Genomic DNA, 15352 nt, shown 5'->3' on the forward strand with positions numbered 1-15352 from the left:
TTGAATATTGTAATTTTCAGCAAAAATGAAAATGCAAAAATATTGTAAGCGGTAGTTTTGATCAAAATTAAGTAAAAAAGTTCATTATGAATTCCGAAAAAATTGAAATTTTTGATACTACGCTGAGGGATGGGGAACAGGTTCCCGGATGTAAACTGAATACAAAACAAAAACTGATTATCGCTGAAAAGCTCGATAGTCTAGGGATTGATGTAATTGAAGCAGGTTTTCCAATTTCAAGTCCGGGAGATTTTGAATCCGTTTCGGAGATTTCCAAATTGGTGAAGAATGCCAGAGTATGCGGATTAACAAGAGCGAATAAAAAAGATATTGATACGGCTGCAGAAGCACTTAAATATGCAAAAAGACCACGTATCCATACAGGAATAGGAACTTCCGATTCCCATATCCGGTATAAATTCAATTCAACAAGGGAAGATATTATTGAACGCGCAGCAGAAGCTGTAAGGTATGCGAAAAGTTATGTGGAAGATGTGGAGTTTTATGCTGAAGATGCAGGAAGGACAGATAATGCCTACCTGGCAAAAGTCTGTGAAGAAGTCATTAAGGCTGGAGCTACAGTTTTGAATATCCCTGATACAACAGGGTATTGCCTGCCTGAAGAGTACGGCCAGAAAATAAAATATCTGAAAGAAAATGTAAAAGGCATTGAAAAAGCAGTTCTTTCATGTCATTGCCACAACGATCTCGGACTGGCTACAGCCAATTCAATTGCCGGAGCCATCAACGGTGCCCGCCAGATCGAATGCACGATCAACGGATTGGGAGAGAGAGCCGGAAATACCGCTTTGGAGGAAGTTGTAATGATCTTAAAGCAACACAAGCATTTGAATTTTCACACAGATGTCAATTCAAAGATGCTCAATGAAATTAGTCTTATGGTTTCAGATCTGATGGGAATGCCTGTACAGCCCAATAAGGCTATTGTGGGAGCTAATGCCTTTGCGCACAGCTCAGGAATTCATCAGGATGGGGTGATCAAAAATAGGGAAACTTACGAAATTATCGACCCTGAAGAAGTTGGTGTTAATGCTTCTTCCATCGTTCTTACGGCAAGAAGCGGACGTTCGGCTTTGGCTTACAGGTTCAAACATATCGGTTATGATATTACTAAGAATGAGCTTGACTTCCTGTATCAGGAGTTTTTAAAGATTGCCGACCGAAAGAAAGAAGTTAAAAATGATGATCTCTATATGATCATGGAAACATGCAGCCGGAAAATAGGATAGTATTTAAAATCAGGAAAATTGAATATGGACAACATAAAAAAGACCCTTTTTGACAAAGTCTGGGATTCCCACGTAATAGAAACTGTCCCGGACGGACCTCAAATCATTTATATAGACAAACATCTGATCCACGAGGTAACCAGTCCTCAGGCTTTTGCCGAGCTTGAAGCAAGGAATCTTGAAGTTTTCAGGCCCAACCAGATCGTAGCCACCGCAGATCACAATGTCCCGACGCTTGATCAGGAAAAACCAATCCGCGACGAACTTTCAAGAAACCAGGTTGAACAGCTTACAGTGAACTGCAGAAAAAATAATATTGAATTATTCGGACTGGGTCATCCGTATCAGGGAATTGTACATATTATCGCTCCTGAGCTGGGAATTACCCAGCCGGGAATGAGTATTGTATGCGGAGACAGTCATACCTCTACGCACGGTGCTTTCGGGGCTATTGCTTTTGGAATTGGAACAAGTCAGGTGGCGCAGGTTTTTGCAAGCCAGTGTCTTTTGCTGGATAAACCTAAATCTATGAGGATAACAGTCAACGGAAAACTGAATGAAAATGTTCAGCCGAAAGATGTGATCCTGTATATCATTTCCAAAATAGGAACCGATGGCGGAACAGGTTATTTCTGCGAATATTCCGGAAATGTTTTTGAAGAAATGTCTATGGAAGGAAGAATGACCGTCTGCAATATGAGTATCGAAATGGGAGCCAGAGGCGGAATGATTGCGCCTGACCAAACTACTTTTGACTATGTAAAAGGCAGAACATTTGCCCCTAAAGGTGAAGAATGGGCAGAAAAACAGGCCTATTGGGAAACCCTTAAAACAGATGAAGGAGCTGTTTTTGATAAAGAACTGACATTTGATGCCTCACAGATTTTCCCCATGATTACCTATGGAACCAACCCCGGAATGGGAATTTCAATCAATGAAGTGATTCCTGTTCCGCAAAATGAATCTGAAGAAAAAGCCCTTCAGTATATGGGGCTTAAAGCCGGGCAGGAGGTTTCAGGAATTGATGTGCATCATGTTTTCATTGGAAGCTGCACCAACGCAAGGATAGAAGATTTCCGTTCTGCGGCACAATATATTAAAGGAAAAAATAAATCGGAGAAAGTAAAAGCCTTAATTGTTCCGGGTTCTCAGCAGGTTGTAAAACAGATCTATGAAGAAGGTTTGGATAAAATATTCAGCGATGCCGGATTCCAGATCCGTCAGCCTGGATGTTCAGCCTGCCTGGCAATGAATGACGATAAAATTCCTGAAGGAGAATACTGTGTTTCCACATCCAACAGAAATTTTGAAGGAAGACAGGGACAAGGGGCCAGAACCATTCTTGCCAGCCCGCTTACTGCAGCAAAAGCAGCGATAGAAGGTAAGATTTCTGCTTTCGAAAGTTTAAACTAAATCCATTAAAAAGTACATGCAAAAATTAGTTGTTTTAAAATCCCGAGCAGTACCGCTGCCGGCAGAAAATATAGATACAGACCAGATTATTCCGGCAAGATTTCTTAAAAGCATTGACAGAAAAGGTTTTGGAGAAAATCTGTTCAGGGACTGGAGATTCAATATTCATACAGGAGAACCGAATCCGGATTTTGTTTTAAACAATCCTAAATTCAGTGGTGAAATCCTTGTTGCAGGAAACAATTTTGGCTGTGGAAGTAGCCGTGAACATGCAGCCTGGGCTTTGACAGATTATGGCTTCAAAGTGATCATATCAAGCTATTTTGCTGATATTTTCAAAGGAAATGCCTTAAATAACGGACTTCTGCCTGTGAAAGTATCAGAAGAGTTTTTAAAAGAAATTCTGGAAGGAATTCATGAAAATCCTGATAATGAAATCGCGATTGATGTGGAATTACAATCTGTAAGCTTTAAAGATACAACCGAAACTTTTGAGCTTGATTCCTATAAAAAAATATGCCTGCTGAATGGCTATGACGATATTGATTATTTAATCAGCAAAAAACAGGTGATACAACAATTTGAACAAAAAACACAAAAGTATGAGCAACAGTTATTTTAAAATAGCAGTTCTTCCCGGAGACGGGATCGGGCCGGAAGTGGTCAGTGAAAGTATCAAAATTTTGGATGCTGTAGCAGAAGTTTTTCAATGCCAGTTCCAGTTTTCCTATGGATTAATGGGCGCTGAAGCCATTTTTAAAACAGGAGATCCTCTTCCTGAGGAAACATTGAGGATCTGTAAAGATTCGGATGCTGTCCTTTTTGGAGCGATTGGAGATCCTGTTTTCGACAACAATCCTGAGGCAAAGGTGAGACCTGAACAGGGATTGCTGAAACTCAGAAAAGAATTGGGGCTGTATGCCAATATCCGGCCTCTGAAAACTTATGCTTCACTTATTGATAAAAGTCCGCTGAAAAGAGAAATCATTGAAGGAACGGATATTCAGATCTTCAGGGAGCTGGTAAGCGGTATTTATTTTGGTGAAAAATTTACAGACCCGGATGGTAAATATGCCTATGATGTCTGCAAATACAGTACAGAAGAGATTATTCCCATTGCCCACATGGCTTTCAAGGAAGCACAGAAAAGAAGAAAGAAGCTTACTTTAATTGATAAAGCCAATGTTCTGGATACTTCAAGACTCTGGAGAAAGACCTGTCAGAAAATTGCTCCGCAATACCCTGATGTGCATCTGGATTATATATTTGTAGACAATGCAGCCATGCAGCTGGTTCTGAATCCAAAACAATTTGATGTGATCCTTACCGAAAATATGTTCGGGGATATTATTTCTGATGAAGCAAGTGTTATTGGAGGTTCCATCGGACTTTTACCATCGGCATCGATAGGCGAGGAGAATGCTTTATTTGAACCGATCCACGGATCTTATCCGCAGGCTAAAGGAAAAGGTATTGCGAATCCGGTTGCATCCATTCTAAGTACGGCCATGATGCTTGATTATCTTGAACTTCCGGAAGCTGCAGATAAATTAAGAAGGGCAGTGGAACACGCTATTGAGAACAGGTATGTTACGGTGGATCTTAATGCTGAGCAGCACTATTCTACGAGTGAGGTAGGAAGCTTTATTGCAGATTACATTAAGTATTCCGAGAAGTCTTATTACAATTTTGAAAATATCAAGATTGGAAAATCTACCATCGTATAGTTTTTAAACAAAAGTTCACATAAATAATAGATTAGTTAGAAAGGTTCTGTCCCATTGGGGCGGAATCTTTCGATTTTATTCTGCTAACAAAAAGATTCTTTTTAAACCACAAAAGTCACAAAAGTTTTTTATTTAAACACTTTAGAGCACTTTAGTTTTAATAGTTTTATCCTGAAAATATTAAACATACATAAATTCTCATATCACTTAAGTGTACTTCTCATCCGCAATATATTAACCTTAAAAATAACTAAAGTGTTCAATAAACTTTTGTGACTTTTGTGGTTTAAGATTTTTAATAAAAAAATTCTGCCTCGTGTGAGACAGAACCTTTCTATTTTTTGGTATTATCCGTTTTTCCTGATTTGTTTTTTGAAGATTTCTGAACATCTTCCTTATCAATATCAGGGGGATTGCTTTTTTCTGATGAAGCAGGAATATTCTGAAAATCCTGGTTCTGCTTTTTTGTTTCTGCACTATTGGCAGATTCTTTCTTTTTGTTGTCTTTTGAATCCATAGCGTAATATTTTTTAGAGTCCTAAAACACCGAGCTTGCCGGTTTCATCTTCTATGGTATAATCCAAAGCTTTTGCCAAAACGAAAATATTATTGAGATTTTCCAGTAATTGTTTGCGACCTTCTGTTCTCAGCTGATTCTGGTTAACGGACTGTATCGCAGTTTCCTTAGCTTTCTGCGTTACATTTTTAATATCTTTTTCAGAAATCCTGTTAAAGAAGGAGTCGTCCAGTGACTGGATCTCAACGCTGGGAGTAATTCTTATTTCTGCATCAGGCAGTTCGGTGATCACTAATTTTTTGTTGATGGAATCTACCTCTATCTTCATTTTATTAAGATCGTAAGAAACCTGGGCATTGGTTTTGGTATAGGTAATAATGCTGTTGTTTGAAACTTCTTTTCCAAATACCTCATAACCCATTTTGGTTTTCTGCATGCTGGAAATATCCTGCTCCATAACGACCATTTTATTCATTTTGGAGATCTGGTTGGTCAGAATATAATAATCTGACTTTTCCGTCTTTCTGCTAAGATTTAAACATGATTTAAGCCCGAAGAACAGAATAAGCATAACGAGAATTCCCGCTGCAAATGATATGATTACTTTATAATTTCTCAATTTTATTTGTTAAAAATTTCTTTGATGACAGAACTGTTGTCTTTTTTCATGATTTCAACCAGATCCCTTTCAATATATCCGCTGGTAGGCATTTCTATAATCCTTCCGATCTCTTTACCATATTTTTCAACGATAATAGTAGGGACTTTCTGGATGTTATAGCGTACCTCATCTCCTGTAGGGGATTCTTTCTTGCGATTGACGGCAATGATCGTTAATTTATTATCAGGAAATTTCAGTTCTTCCAGAATTTTCATCAGCCTCGGGAAATCCCTATGACTGTCTTCACACCATGTTCCCATAAAAACGACCAGAGAATAGGTATTGAATTTGGCTTTTTTCAGTTCGCCGATGGCTTTCTGGTCAATGGCATATTCATCATGTTCTTTCACGTACCAGTCTGCATACGGGGCTTTTAAGAACTGTTCCTTGAATTGGTTTCCTAAAAGCATTTTACCGTCACTCTGAGTTTCCACCTCGCGGTTCATCACTACTTTTTGGGCGTTGAGCTGCTGGGAAGCCAGGACAATGCTTGAAATGGCAACAATATTGGTAATAAATTTCTTCATATTATTTTTCGATAATTGTTTTTAAATCTGCAGGAGAATAGTATTTGTTTTTAAGGACTTTATGGTCTGCTTTTCTGTAGACGTTAAATTTCTCTCCTGACTTTTCATAAAAAGATTCTACTTCCTTTTCTTTATAAAATGCTACAGTTTCCTCTGCCTGCTCTGCATTATCGCACGCTTTGGACATATTGGAACGCTGTACTTCGTTAAATAGCTCTACAAATTTATTGCCAAGTCCGAATTCCAGCACGGCTCCGCTTAAAACGTACTGAAGATCACACAGGGCATCAGCAATTTCTACAATATCATTATCGGCAATAGCCTGCTTCAATTCGTTTAATTCTTCCTGTAAAAGTTCAACTCTCAGGTTGCATCTTTCCGCGGAAGGGATTTGTGGGGTCTCTAAAATAGGGGCTTTAAAAGTGGTGTGGAATTCTGCTACCTGGTTCAGACTATCAATTTTATCCATGAATTTTTATTATTTACAGCAAAGATAGAAAACGATTTTGAAAATTTTGTCATGCACTTCCATATCTATCCCGATAAAAATTAAATAATGCTTCGTAGAAAAAACTTTCTATGAAAAATCCACAGTTCAGGCTGTGGATTTTATTTTAAAATTGTGAAATGTTTTAATGAGAATTTTTAATTTTAAACCATTAAGGATTATTAAGTTTTTAAGGATATTAAGATGAGCTTTGCCGCTTTAAAGACGTATTTAAAAAATCATTTTGATTTTTCTTAACTAACCTTAATTCCTTCAGTTCTCTTTATGGTTTAAAACATCTAAGCAGATTATTCCAACTCTTCATATTTCCAGACACCGGAAATGTTTAAAAGTGTCAGTCCCGGCTGCCATTCCCCGTAACTGAATACGCAGAAGTATTTTGAATGGCAATTCTGACAGTCTGTTCCAAAATATAACGTCGGTAAATCATTTACCGTCAACTCTCCAAGATATGATATTCTACGGGAGGTTTCGGTAACGATTTTGTTTTCCAATAATTCATTTCTGGATAAAACTTTATCTTCATTGTAAATCTGAAAAATCGGGAATCCGGATTGATAAGGAAAAATTTCAATGGAATTCTCCTGACCGCAATCAGAACATGTGAATTGGGTTACAGCTGCCGAGATTATTTCATCATTGCTGAAATGATTTTTGGCAAGGGCTGCCTGCCTGATGAGTTTTATTTTTTTTGATATTGAATACATCTGAATTTATTTATTGCTGAATCACTGTGCCTACCTGATTATTGTATTTTCCGCTCGGACTCTTTTTGATGGTAATTTTTACATATCCTTCCTGTGCAAGTTTATTCCATGTTTTCTGGTAACCTGTTGTTACATCAATCGGGATTTTCCACATCGTCTGTTTTCCTCCGCCAACCTGGTTAAACCAGGGAATTACATCTGCTGTTTGAGATTTGAAAGGTAGTAAATTATTCAAAACATCTATTTCGTAATAGAAATCATATTTGTTCTCAGGCTGGTTCAATGCTCTTTGGGAGAAAGTATATACATAACCATTGATGATCGGGCTTGTAAAGCTTCCTCCTAAGGTAGGAACACCCGTTCCGTCATAGCTGCCAACAGCTCCGCTATATCTGTCGAACTTTTGTCCTGCCTGAAACGGAACATCATCAACGATATTGTATCCGCCATTTGCAGGAGGCCAGCCGCCATTGAGATTATTGGTGTTGAAAAGTGCTTCGAGTTCGCTCCATTTTCCCTGTTTGTATAAATCAAACGCCTGATTCCTGATAGCCTGGCTTACAGTTCCGGCCGGATCATAAGTTAATGCGAATTCATCTGCATTTTTATAGAACACATGGGTAACGACCCCGGTGGGGTTTTCAGTGTCTTCATTGTCTGAACTACAGGCAACTGAAAAAAATACGGTTGTCAGTAAAAAGAGATACTTAAATAAATGTTTCATGGTAAAAGTTTTTATGGTTATTTTTTTTAAGCTGTTCTTTGGTTTAGATAATTGGTTTTATGAAATAAGCTACCTCAACAATTATCACTGCAGAATTATTTTTAGAAATAAAAATTGAGGAGAGATGCTTATATGGTGAGTTGAAGTATCAGAACGCATCAAGCCTGATCGCATAACGGTACAAAGAAATTTGAATGATAAATTTAAATTAAAAATTTTAAATTTTGATTAGTTTATTTAAATAAATATTTATAGATAAATTTTAAACATTAATATATTATTTTTAAAGATTAATTTACATTATTAATACTACGCAATCTTAAAATTATTTGACATAAAAAAGACTGCCCGAAGGCAGTCTTCCAAAGTGTTTACTGAATGGTTATTAATTTTTAATGAATCTCTTGGCAGTTTCTCCAACCTGGATCATATAAGCGCCTTTGATAAGTCCGCTTACATTAACGCTGCCTCTTTCCAGTTTTCCTGAATTAATTAGTTTTCCACCCATATCGAAGATTTTATAATCTTCTGATGTCGTGTTTGAAATATGTAATATATCTTTTGCCGGGTTTGGATATACTTTGATATCAGTGATCAGATCCTTGGTATCCGTAAGTTCTCCTCTTCCTGAAGAAACAATATTCAGGGTATAATCCTCAACCTGTCCATAAGTATAGGCTTCACATGAAGAAGTAGGAACAGAGCTGTACTTCATCATTACTCTCATTCTTGTAGAGCCGACAGTAGCTGTTGCAGGAATAGTGATACTTCCTGTTACAGGTGTAGTTGTGGAACCGGCTTTAGACCATGCCAGTTCTCCGCTGTCTGTAAAGTCACCGTCACCGTTATAATCAATATACACTGCATAGGCTTCGCTGTAAACCGTTGAAGTCCACATTGGAGTTATTGAGATCGTGTAAGCGCTTCCTTTGGTAACGTTAGTTGAAACCGAAGTAAAGTTCTCATAACCTGCTGTTCCTGTTGAAGTATTATTGATGGTTCCGAATTTCACATTTCCGATTCTTTCATCTGCTGTATTGCTTGCAGAAGAAGAACAGTAAGTTACTGTACCTCCTGAAAGGGTAGTAACGCTTACTGTATTGCTTGAAGGCGACACATTTCCTGCTGCATCTTTAGATTTAACAGTGAAGCTGTATGTTGTGGAAGGTGTTAAACTTGTTACCGTATATGTTGTAGATGCTGTAGAACCAATTAATGAAGCTCCTTGGTAAACATCATAACCTGTAACCGCTACATTATCAGTAGCCCCGCTCCAGGAAAGGTTGGTGGTAGTGGCTGTAGTTCCGGAAGCTGCAAGGGTAGGAGCTGTAGGTGCTACAGTATCTGTACCTCCGCTGCCTGCATTCACTGTGATATTGGCATTGTTCACATCAAAGAAGATGTGGTTTGAGCCTTTTACCATAATTCTTCCCGTTGTTGTAGATAAATTTGGGATAGTTACAGCCTGTGTTCCATCGTTTGGAGTTCCTGCAAGAAGGGTAGTCCATGTATTTCCGCTGTCTGTTGACCATAAAATATCTACATTGGCAGCATTCACACCATTGGCGGTTGTTCCGGCCACATTCCATGTTACGGTTTGTGAACTTCCTCCCGAATAGGTAGTTGCAGAGTTTTGTGAAGAAACACTAAAAGGTCCTGCTGTTCCGTTTACTGTAATTAAAGCATCGTCGGAATTATTTCCTGAACCTCCGGCTCTGTTGTCACGGACTGTAAATCTGAAATTCAATGATCTGGCTACGTTGGAAAGTGCTTCAACTGTGATCTCTGATCCTGCTGTAGTGGTAGCTCCTGCCAAGATGGATGACATTCTCGGGAAATACCTTGTAGGAGAAGTGGTAGGAGTCCATGATCTGAAAGTTGGACCTGATGCTTTAGTGGCACTGGCTGCAGAGCTTGCTCCGGTTTGGGATGATGAAGCGTTGTCCATCTGTTCCCAGACATAAGTTAATGAATCTCCGTTAGCGTCAGTTCCTGTTCCTGTAAGCATAAAAGGTGTACCTTTAGGAATGGTATAATCAAGACCGGCATTCGCTGTAGGAATGGCATTTCCTGTGGAAGTGCTTACCGGACATGTTTTAGCTTTAATATTATTGGTAATCTGCTGGATGCTTATTGCATGGAAAAATGCATCGGAATGAGGCTGGATGTCCTGAGCAGTAATCCCTGCATACCCCATGATGGTTGATCCTGAGCCCGGTTCCATATTAGCTCCGGTTCCTTCATTATTCATGGAGAATGTATGGTTTCCTCCAAATTGATGTCCCATTTCGTGGGCAACATAGTCGATATCGAAATTATCTCCTGAAGGAATAGCATCTGCCGGTGAAGTATATCCGCTTCCTTTTGAACCGTTCGTACAGATACAGCCGATACATCCGGCATTTCCTCCTCCTCCGGAAGCCCCGAACAAGTGTCCGATGTCATAATTGGCTTCTCCTATTACGGAAGTAAGGGTACTTTGAAGCTGTGAATTCCAGTTGCTCATTCCTGAAGCTGCGGAATATGGATCTGTAGAAGCGTTGGTATAAATTACAGCATCATTATTGGCAATAAGAACCATTCTTGCTGCAAAATCTTTTTCAAAAACACCATTTACACGGGTCATTGTATTGTTGATGGCAGCAAGAGCATTTGCTTTAGTCCCTCCAAAATATGTTGTATATTCTCCGGTAGTTGAAAGAGCCAGTCTGAATGTTCTCAGTTTGGCATCATCTGCATTGGGCCTGGCAGCAAGGGTATTGTTGGATACTCCTTTTTGGGCTACGTCGATAACGGTACATTCAAATTTGCTAAGATCGTCTTTCTTGTCGGACTTTCTGTATACTACATACGAAGAAAGATCTTTGGTATAAGGCTCAATAAAAACTGCAGATTTATCTCCATAGATTTCCATAGAGGAAAGGCCGAGTGAAGAGGTGCTGAAATAGACAGTTGAATTAGAATCGGTAAGGCCTTCGCCTACGTAAGATTTGATATCCGGATACTTCGCGGCAAGCTGAGGGTCAAAGTTTGAATTTTCTCTTACTTTAAAGTTTTCCATCTTTCCTTCAGAATTAGGAAAAGAAATGATGATTTCTGATTTTTCTCCCGGAGCAAGTCTTTTTGGAGCCTTGGCGAGAGCGTTTTTCAGTCCTTCAAAATCTAAGCTGTAGATTTTCGGATTGTTGATTTGGGTTTTGTTTTCAAAAACGTTTGAAGGTGCTTTTTTTGAACCTTCACTCCAGAGACGGTCAGTCTGCGCGAAAGAGATGCCTGTAATAAGAAGCATCCCAATCATGGATAATTGTTTCTTCATATGAAATTTTATTTTTGATTGTGGAATATCAAAGCTAATAAAAAATTTATTATGAAAAACAAAATTATTTAAGAAATTTTTAGAACATACGTTCAGTTTATTATATAATGCATTGCATATAATTTAAAAATGTATTATCTCAAAAAAAGAAAATAGCATACGCAAAATACGTATGCTATTCACTTATCTGAATATAAGTCTAAAAATTACATCTGGTCGTCAGCAGTAGGTCCGTATAAACCGGGTACGGTATTTCCTGTTGCTCTCAGGTAAACAATCAGCTCACCTCTGTGGTGGTATAAATGATTGTATAAAAAAGAACGGATCACCTGAATCTTAGGCATGGGAGGGAAAATTGGATTTCCACCCATTTCCATTTTCCATTCGTTGAAATAGTGGTCTTCATTTGAATTCTCTAAAACCTTCTGCGCCTTAGCTACATTTTCTTCAAATTTTGCTACAATATTTTCAGCTTTGGAAATATCTCCTTTATCATACTGGTACGTTCCCATATCGAAAACATCTTGGTTGAATGTCGGTTCATACCAGTTATACACTTCTGCAATGTGAGAAGCTAATTGTCCGGTAGTCCAGTTTTTTTCAGAGGGTTTCCAGTTTAAAGCACTATCCGGGATTGCTTTTAAAAGTTTTCTGGTGCTTTCTGCTTCATACAGAAATTCACCTAAGAGGGCTTGTTTAATCATTTGTGAATGTATTTATAATTATTTTGTAATGTCTCTTCCTATTACCAGTCTCTGGATCTCTGAAGTTCCTTCACCGATAGTACATAATTTGGAATCTCTGTAGAATTTCTCAGCAGGGAAGTCCTTGGTATATCCGTAACCACCGAAAATCTGAACGGCATTGTTGGAAATTCTTACACATGCTTCAGAAGCGTATAATTTTGCCATTGCACCTTCTTTAGTCATTTTTTGCTTGGCGTTCTTCAGGGTTGAAGCTCTTTGGATCAGAAGTTCAGCGGCATCAATTTCAGTGGCCATATCAGCAAGCATAAAGTTGATCGCCTGGAATTCAGCGATTGCTTTTCCGAATTGGTGTCTTTCCTTAGCATATTTTAAAGCAGCCTTGTAAGCTCCTCTTGCAGTACCTAAACTTAAAGCTGCGATAGAAATCCTTCCACCATCCAGAATTTTCATGGCCTGCTTGAAACCTTCTCCCACTTCTCCTAAACGGTGTGAATCCGGTACACGAACATTATCGAAAATAAGCTCAGCTGTTTCGGAAGCACGCATTCCCAGTTTGTTTTCTTTTTTTCCGGAAGTGAAACCAGGCATTCCTTTTTCTAAAACGAAAGCGGTTGAATTATTTTTGGCTCCTATTTCACCTGTTCTTGTCATTACTACGGCAATATCTCCGGAAATAGCATGAGTGATGAAGTTTTTAGCTCCATTAATGATCCATTCGTCACCGTCTTTAACGGCAGTGGTAGACATACCTCCTGAATCGGAACCCGTATTGTGCTCCGTAAGCCCCCATGCTCCGATTACTTTTCCTGAAGCAAGCTGCGGAAGCCATTTATTTCTCTGATCTTCATTTCCAAACTCGTAAATATGGTTGGTGCACAGTGAGTTGTGTGCAGCTACAGAAAGACCAATAGACGGATCTACCTGAGATATTTCGTCCAAAATAGTAACATATTCATGATAACCTAAACCGGAACCTCCGTATTGCTCAGGAACTACAATTCCCATAAACCCCATTTCTCCTAACTGGTGAAAAAGGTCTTTTGGAAACGTCTGGCTTTCGTCCCACTCCATAATGTTCGGTCTGATGTTTTTTTCAGCAAATTCTCTTGCTGTTTCCGCTATCATTTTAATGTTGTCAATAGTCTCTGTGTTCATATAGATAAAATAGTTAGTTCCCAAAGATAATTAAATTGACGGAATGCCGAAAATAATTATTCAGCATATAGTACCAGATACGCAATATTTTAATAATCAATTTTTTATATTTTTATAATTAATAATTTTTTAATAAAATTTTCGGAACTTTAAGTGTTTTTATTTACTATTTTAGCCTCCCAATTTTTACAGTATGAAAAAACTTCTATTTCCTATTATTTTAATCTCGTCATTGATTTCCGCACAGGTCCCCGCCGGATACTATGATGGAACTACCGGACTTTCTGGCTATGCTCTCAAGACTAAACTGCACGATATTATTTCTGAAAAGAATGTGAACTGGAATTATGGTGACCTACCCAATCTTTATAGCCAGACAGATTTAGATAAATATTATGATCACGGACCGGATAATACAACGATCCTCCTTGATGTTTATTCGGAAATTCCTACCGGGGCTGATGTTTATGAATATACATCGGCTAATTTAATAAGTACTTCGGGGGCTGAAGGGCTAGGGTACAACAGGGAGCATGCTGTTCCTCAGAGTACTTTTAACAGTGATTATCCAATGTATTCTGATCTGCATTTTGTAATTCCTACGGATGCAAGAATCAATCAGCTTAGGAATAATTATCCTTACGGTGTCGGGAACTCTACGGTTCATTATACTTTTACAAATTCATCTAAAATTGCCAATAGCGCTATTCCCAATTATGTTTATAACAACAGGGTTTATGAGCCTATTAATGAATTCAAGGGAGATATTGCGAGGATGCTTCTTTATTTTGCAGTAAGATATGAAGACAAACTGCCTTCATTCAATTACTCCACCAATATTAATCCTGCGATAGACCGGTCTCCTTTGGACGGGACTGCAGAAAGGGCTTTTGATCCTGCTTATATTTCGATGCTTTTGCAATGGCACGCTCAGGATCCTGTATCTCAAAGGGAAATAGACAGGAATAATGCCATATATACCACTCAGAAAAACAGAAATCCTTTTATTGATAACCCTCAATGGGTGAATGCTATCTGGGTACAGACACCCGACTCCATTGTACCTCAGGCTCCTTTAAATTTAAATTCTACCCAGACAGGAGCTTATTATACCAATCTGGTATGGTCACCAAGCACAAGTTCTGATGTTATCGGGTATAATATTTATCAGAATGGAACTCTTGTAACCACAACAAAATCCACATCTGCAGTTATTGATCATTTACTTCCTTCCACTTCTTATTCGTTTACAGTAAAAGCCTATGATCAGGGTTATCTGCAATCGGCCGACAGTAATACCGTTACAGTGACCACGTTAGCTACAGATACAAACTCTAAGGATCTTTTTGTCATTAAGTATATTGAAGGGACAGGAAATAACAAAGCTTTGGAAATTATAAACAGGACAGGGCATGAGGTGGATCTGAACAATTACAGCGTAAGAGTGCAGTATTACAACAGTTCAAGCAATTCCTATTATTATGGAAACAGTTTTGAGCTTGAAGGAAAAATACCAAACAACGAAAATTTTGTTGTTCTAAATCCTAAAGCAGCCTTATCATGTTACACCAATAATGATGCACGATTCCTTACAGCAGGTGATGCTATGACTTTTTCAGGAACCCAATATGTAGAGCTGGCCTATAAATCGGCGACAGTGGATGCTATAGGAAGCAAGTTTGTAAGCAATTCATACGGGGATGTTTCTCTTTACAGAAAAAATACCGTTACACAGCCTAATGCAACATTTACTATTGGTGAATGGGATTCGTATGGAGTTAATTACTGTCAGAATTTAGGAACTCTTTCTGCTTCAGATGTTATTTTAGCAGGAAATGATATTAAAATTTACCCTAATCCGGCTTATGACAACATTTTTGTAAGCGGTAAGGCTGAAAATGTGAAATCGGCTCAAATTTTAGACTTTTCAGGAAAATTGATGTATTCGGAGCAGAATCCTTTTAAAAATAAGAAGAACATTTCGGTGCAAGACCTTTCAGCGGGGGTATATCTTTTGAAACTTGACGATAAAGCATACCAGTTTATCAAGAAATAAATAAAACTAACCTGTCTTTGCTGCGCAGCGCTCGCAATGACGTAAGATGATGAAGCCGTTTTGCTATTTTGCCTGAAAGAAGCA

At 38.4% G+C, this 15352-nt stretch carries 14 protein-coding genes; 5 read left to right on the forward strand and 9 right to left on the reverse strand.

Annotated features, from left to right (window positions below):
- Positions 1-86: 86 nt before the first annotated feature.
- The 4 genes from ACM40_RS17450 to leuB are packed head-to-tail and all read left to right on the forward strand — an operon-like array spanning position 87 to position 4390.
- Positions 87-1250: a 2-isopropylmalate synthase gene (locus ACM40_RS17450; RefSeq protein ID WP_048504494.1), complete on the forward strand. Its 1164-nt coding sequence runs from the start codon at positions 87-89 to the stop codon at positions 1248-1250.
- Between the two features lie 24 nt (positions 1251-1274).
- Complete coding sequence (gene leuC / locus ACM40_RS17455; protein ID WP_048504081.1) at positions 1275-2663, forward strand: 3-isopropylmalate dehydratase large subunit; 1389 nt, start codon at positions 1275-1277, stop codon at positions 2661-2663.
- Between the two features lie 16 nt (positions 2664-2679).
- A complete protein-coding gene (gene leuD, locus ACM40_RS17460) occupies positions 2680-3285 on the forward strand; it encodes a 3-isopropylmalate dehydratase small subunit (RefSeq protein WP_048504082.1) in 606 nt (201 codons plus the stop codon).
- Entirely contained in the window at positions 3266-4390 is a 1125-nt protein-coding gene (gene leuB / locus ACM40_RS17465) for a 3-isopropylmalate dehydrogenase (protein ID WP_048504083.1), read from the forward strand. The genes leuD and leuB overlap by 20 nt, the downstream gene beginning before the upstream one ends.
- A 334-nt stretch (positions 4391-4724) precedes the next feature.
- On the opposite strand, the gene ACM40_RS17470 is transcribed toward leuB, so the two are convergent.
- From ACM40_RS17470 to ACM40_RS17510, 9 genes are all read right to left on the reverse strand, one after another.
- The gene (locus ACM40_RS17470) at positions 4725-4907 is read right to left on the reverse strand and encodes a hypothetical protein (RefSeq protein ID WP_048504084.1); all 183 of its coding nucleotides are present in this window, start codon (positions 4905-4907) and stop codon (positions 4725-4727) included.
- Positions 4908-4920: 13 nt separating this feature from the next.
- Positions 4921-5526 (reverse strand): DUF4230 domain-containing protein, encoded by a 606-nt coding sequence (locus ACM40_RS17475; protein ID WP_048504085.1) that lies wholly within the window; start codon positions 5524-5526, stop codon positions 4921-4923.
- A gap of 2 nt (positions 5527-5528) precedes the next feature.
- Positions 5529-6095 (reverse strand): TlpA family protein disulfide reductase, encoded by a 567-nt coding sequence (locus ACM40_RS17480; protein ID WP_048504086.1) that lies wholly within the window; start codon positions 6093-6095, stop codon positions 5529-5531.
- Between the two features lies 1 nt (position 6096).
- Positions 6097-6564 (reverse strand): nucleoside triphosphate pyrophosphohydrolase family protein, encoded by a 468-nt coding sequence (locus ACM40_RS17485; RefSeq protein WP_048504087.1) that lies wholly within the window; start codon positions 6562-6564, stop codon positions 6097-6099.
- Positions 6565-6890: 326 nt separating this feature from the next.
- Positions 6891-7310: a hypothetical protein gene (locus ACM40_RS17490; protein ID WP_048504088.1), complete on the reverse strand. Its 420-nt coding sequence runs from the start codon at positions 7308-7310 to the stop codon at positions 6891-6893.
- A gap of 10 nt (positions 7311-7320) precedes the next feature.
- Complete coding sequence (locus tag ACM40_RS17495) at positions 7321-8034, reverse strand: glycohydrolase toxin TNT-related protein (protein ID WP_048504089.1); 714 nt, start codon at positions 8032-8034, stop codon at positions 7321-7323.
- Between the two features lie 385 nt (positions 8035-8419).
- Positions 8420-11350 (reverse strand): reprolysin-like metallopeptidase, encoded by a 2931-nt coding sequence (locus ACM40_RS17500; protein WP_048504090.1) that lies wholly within the window; start codon positions 11348-11350, stop codon positions 8420-8422.
- A gap of 206 nt (positions 11351-11556) precedes the next feature.
- On the reverse strand, positions 11557-12054 hold the full coding sequence (locus ACM40_RS17505; RefSeq protein ID WP_048504091.1) for a DinB family protein: 498 nt from the start codon (positions 12052-12054) through the stop codon (positions 11557-11559).
- 18 nt (positions 12055-12072) lie between these two features.
- Complete coding sequence (locus tag ACM40_RS17510; protein ID WP_048504092.1) at positions 12073-13212, reverse strand: acyl-CoA dehydrogenase family protein; 1140 nt, start codon at positions 13210-13212, stop codon at positions 12073-12075.
- 193 nt (positions 13213-13405) lie between these two features.
- On the opposite strand from ACM40_RS17510, the gene ACM40_RS17515 reads away from it, so the two are divergent.
- On the forward strand, positions 13406-15268 hold the full coding sequence (locus ACM40_RS17515; RefSeq protein WP_048504093.1) for an endonuclease: 1863 nt from the start codon (positions 13406-13408) through the stop codon (positions 15266-15268).
- The last annotated feature ends 84 nt before the right edge of the window (positions 15269-15352 follow it).

Origin of the sequence: Chryseobacterium sp. BLS98 (assembly GCF_001045445.1) — a bacterium.
Classification (GTDB): Bacteria; Bacteroidota; Bacteroidia; order Flavobacteriales; family Weeksellaceae; genus Chryseobacterium.

What these genes read in the sequence shown, in the direction of transcription:
- ACM40_RS17500 (WP_048504090.1), bottom strand. Translation starts at nt 11,350, where the DNA reads ATGAAGAAACAATTATCCATGATTGGGATGCTTCTTATTACAGGCATC.
- ACM40_RS17515 (WP_048504093.1), top strand. Translation starts at nt 13,406, where the DNA reads ATGAAAAAACTTCTATTTCCTATTATTTTAATCTCGTCATTGATTTCC.
- ACM40_RS17490 (WP_048504088.1), bottom strand. Translation starts at nt 7,310, where the DNA reads ATGTATTCAATATCAAAAAAAATAAAACTCATCAGGCAGGCAGCCCTT.
- ACM40_RS17470 (WP_048504084.1), bottom strand. Translation starts at nt 4,907, where the DNA reads ATGGATTCAAAAGACAACAAAAAGAAAGAATCTGCCAATAGTGCAGAA.
- ACM40_RS17510 (WP_048504092.1), bottom strand. Translation starts at nt 13,212, where the DNA reads ATGAACACAGAGACTATTGACAACATTAAAATGATAGCGGAAACAGCA.
- leuD (WP_048504082.1), top strand. Translation starts at nt 2,680, where the DNA reads ATGCAAAAATTAGTTGTTTTAAAATCCCGAGCAGTACCGCTGCCGGCA.
- leuB (WP_048504083.1), top strand. Translation starts at nt 3,266, where the DNA reads ATGAGCAACAGTTATTTTAAAATAGCAGTTCTTCCCGGAGACGGGATC.
- ACM40_RS17495 (WP_048504089.1), bottom strand. Translation starts at nt 8,034, where the DNA reads ATGAAACATTTATTTAAGTATCTCTTTTTACTGACAACCGTATTTTTT.
- ACM40_RS17480 (WP_048504086.1), bottom strand. Translation starts at nt 6,095, where the DNA reads ATGAAGAAATTTATTACCAATATTGTTGCCATTTCAAGCATTGTCCTG.
- ACM40_RS17485 (WP_048504087.1), bottom strand. Translation starts at nt 6,564, where the DNA reads ATGGATAAAATTGATAGTCTGAACCAGGTAGCAGAATTCCACACCACT.
- ACM40_RS17450 (WP_048504494.1), top strand. Translation starts at nt 87, where the DNA reads ATGAATTCCGAAAAAATTGAAATTTTTGATACTACGCTGAGGGATGGG.
- leuC (WP_048504081.1), top strand. Translation starts at nt 1,275, where the DNA reads ATGGACAACATAAAAAAGACCCTTTTTGACAAAGTCTGGGATTCCCAC.
- ACM40_RS17505 (WP_048504091.1), bottom strand. Translation starts at nt 12,054, where the DNA reads ATGATTAAACAAGCCCTCTTAGGTGAATTTCTGTATGAAGCAGAAAGC.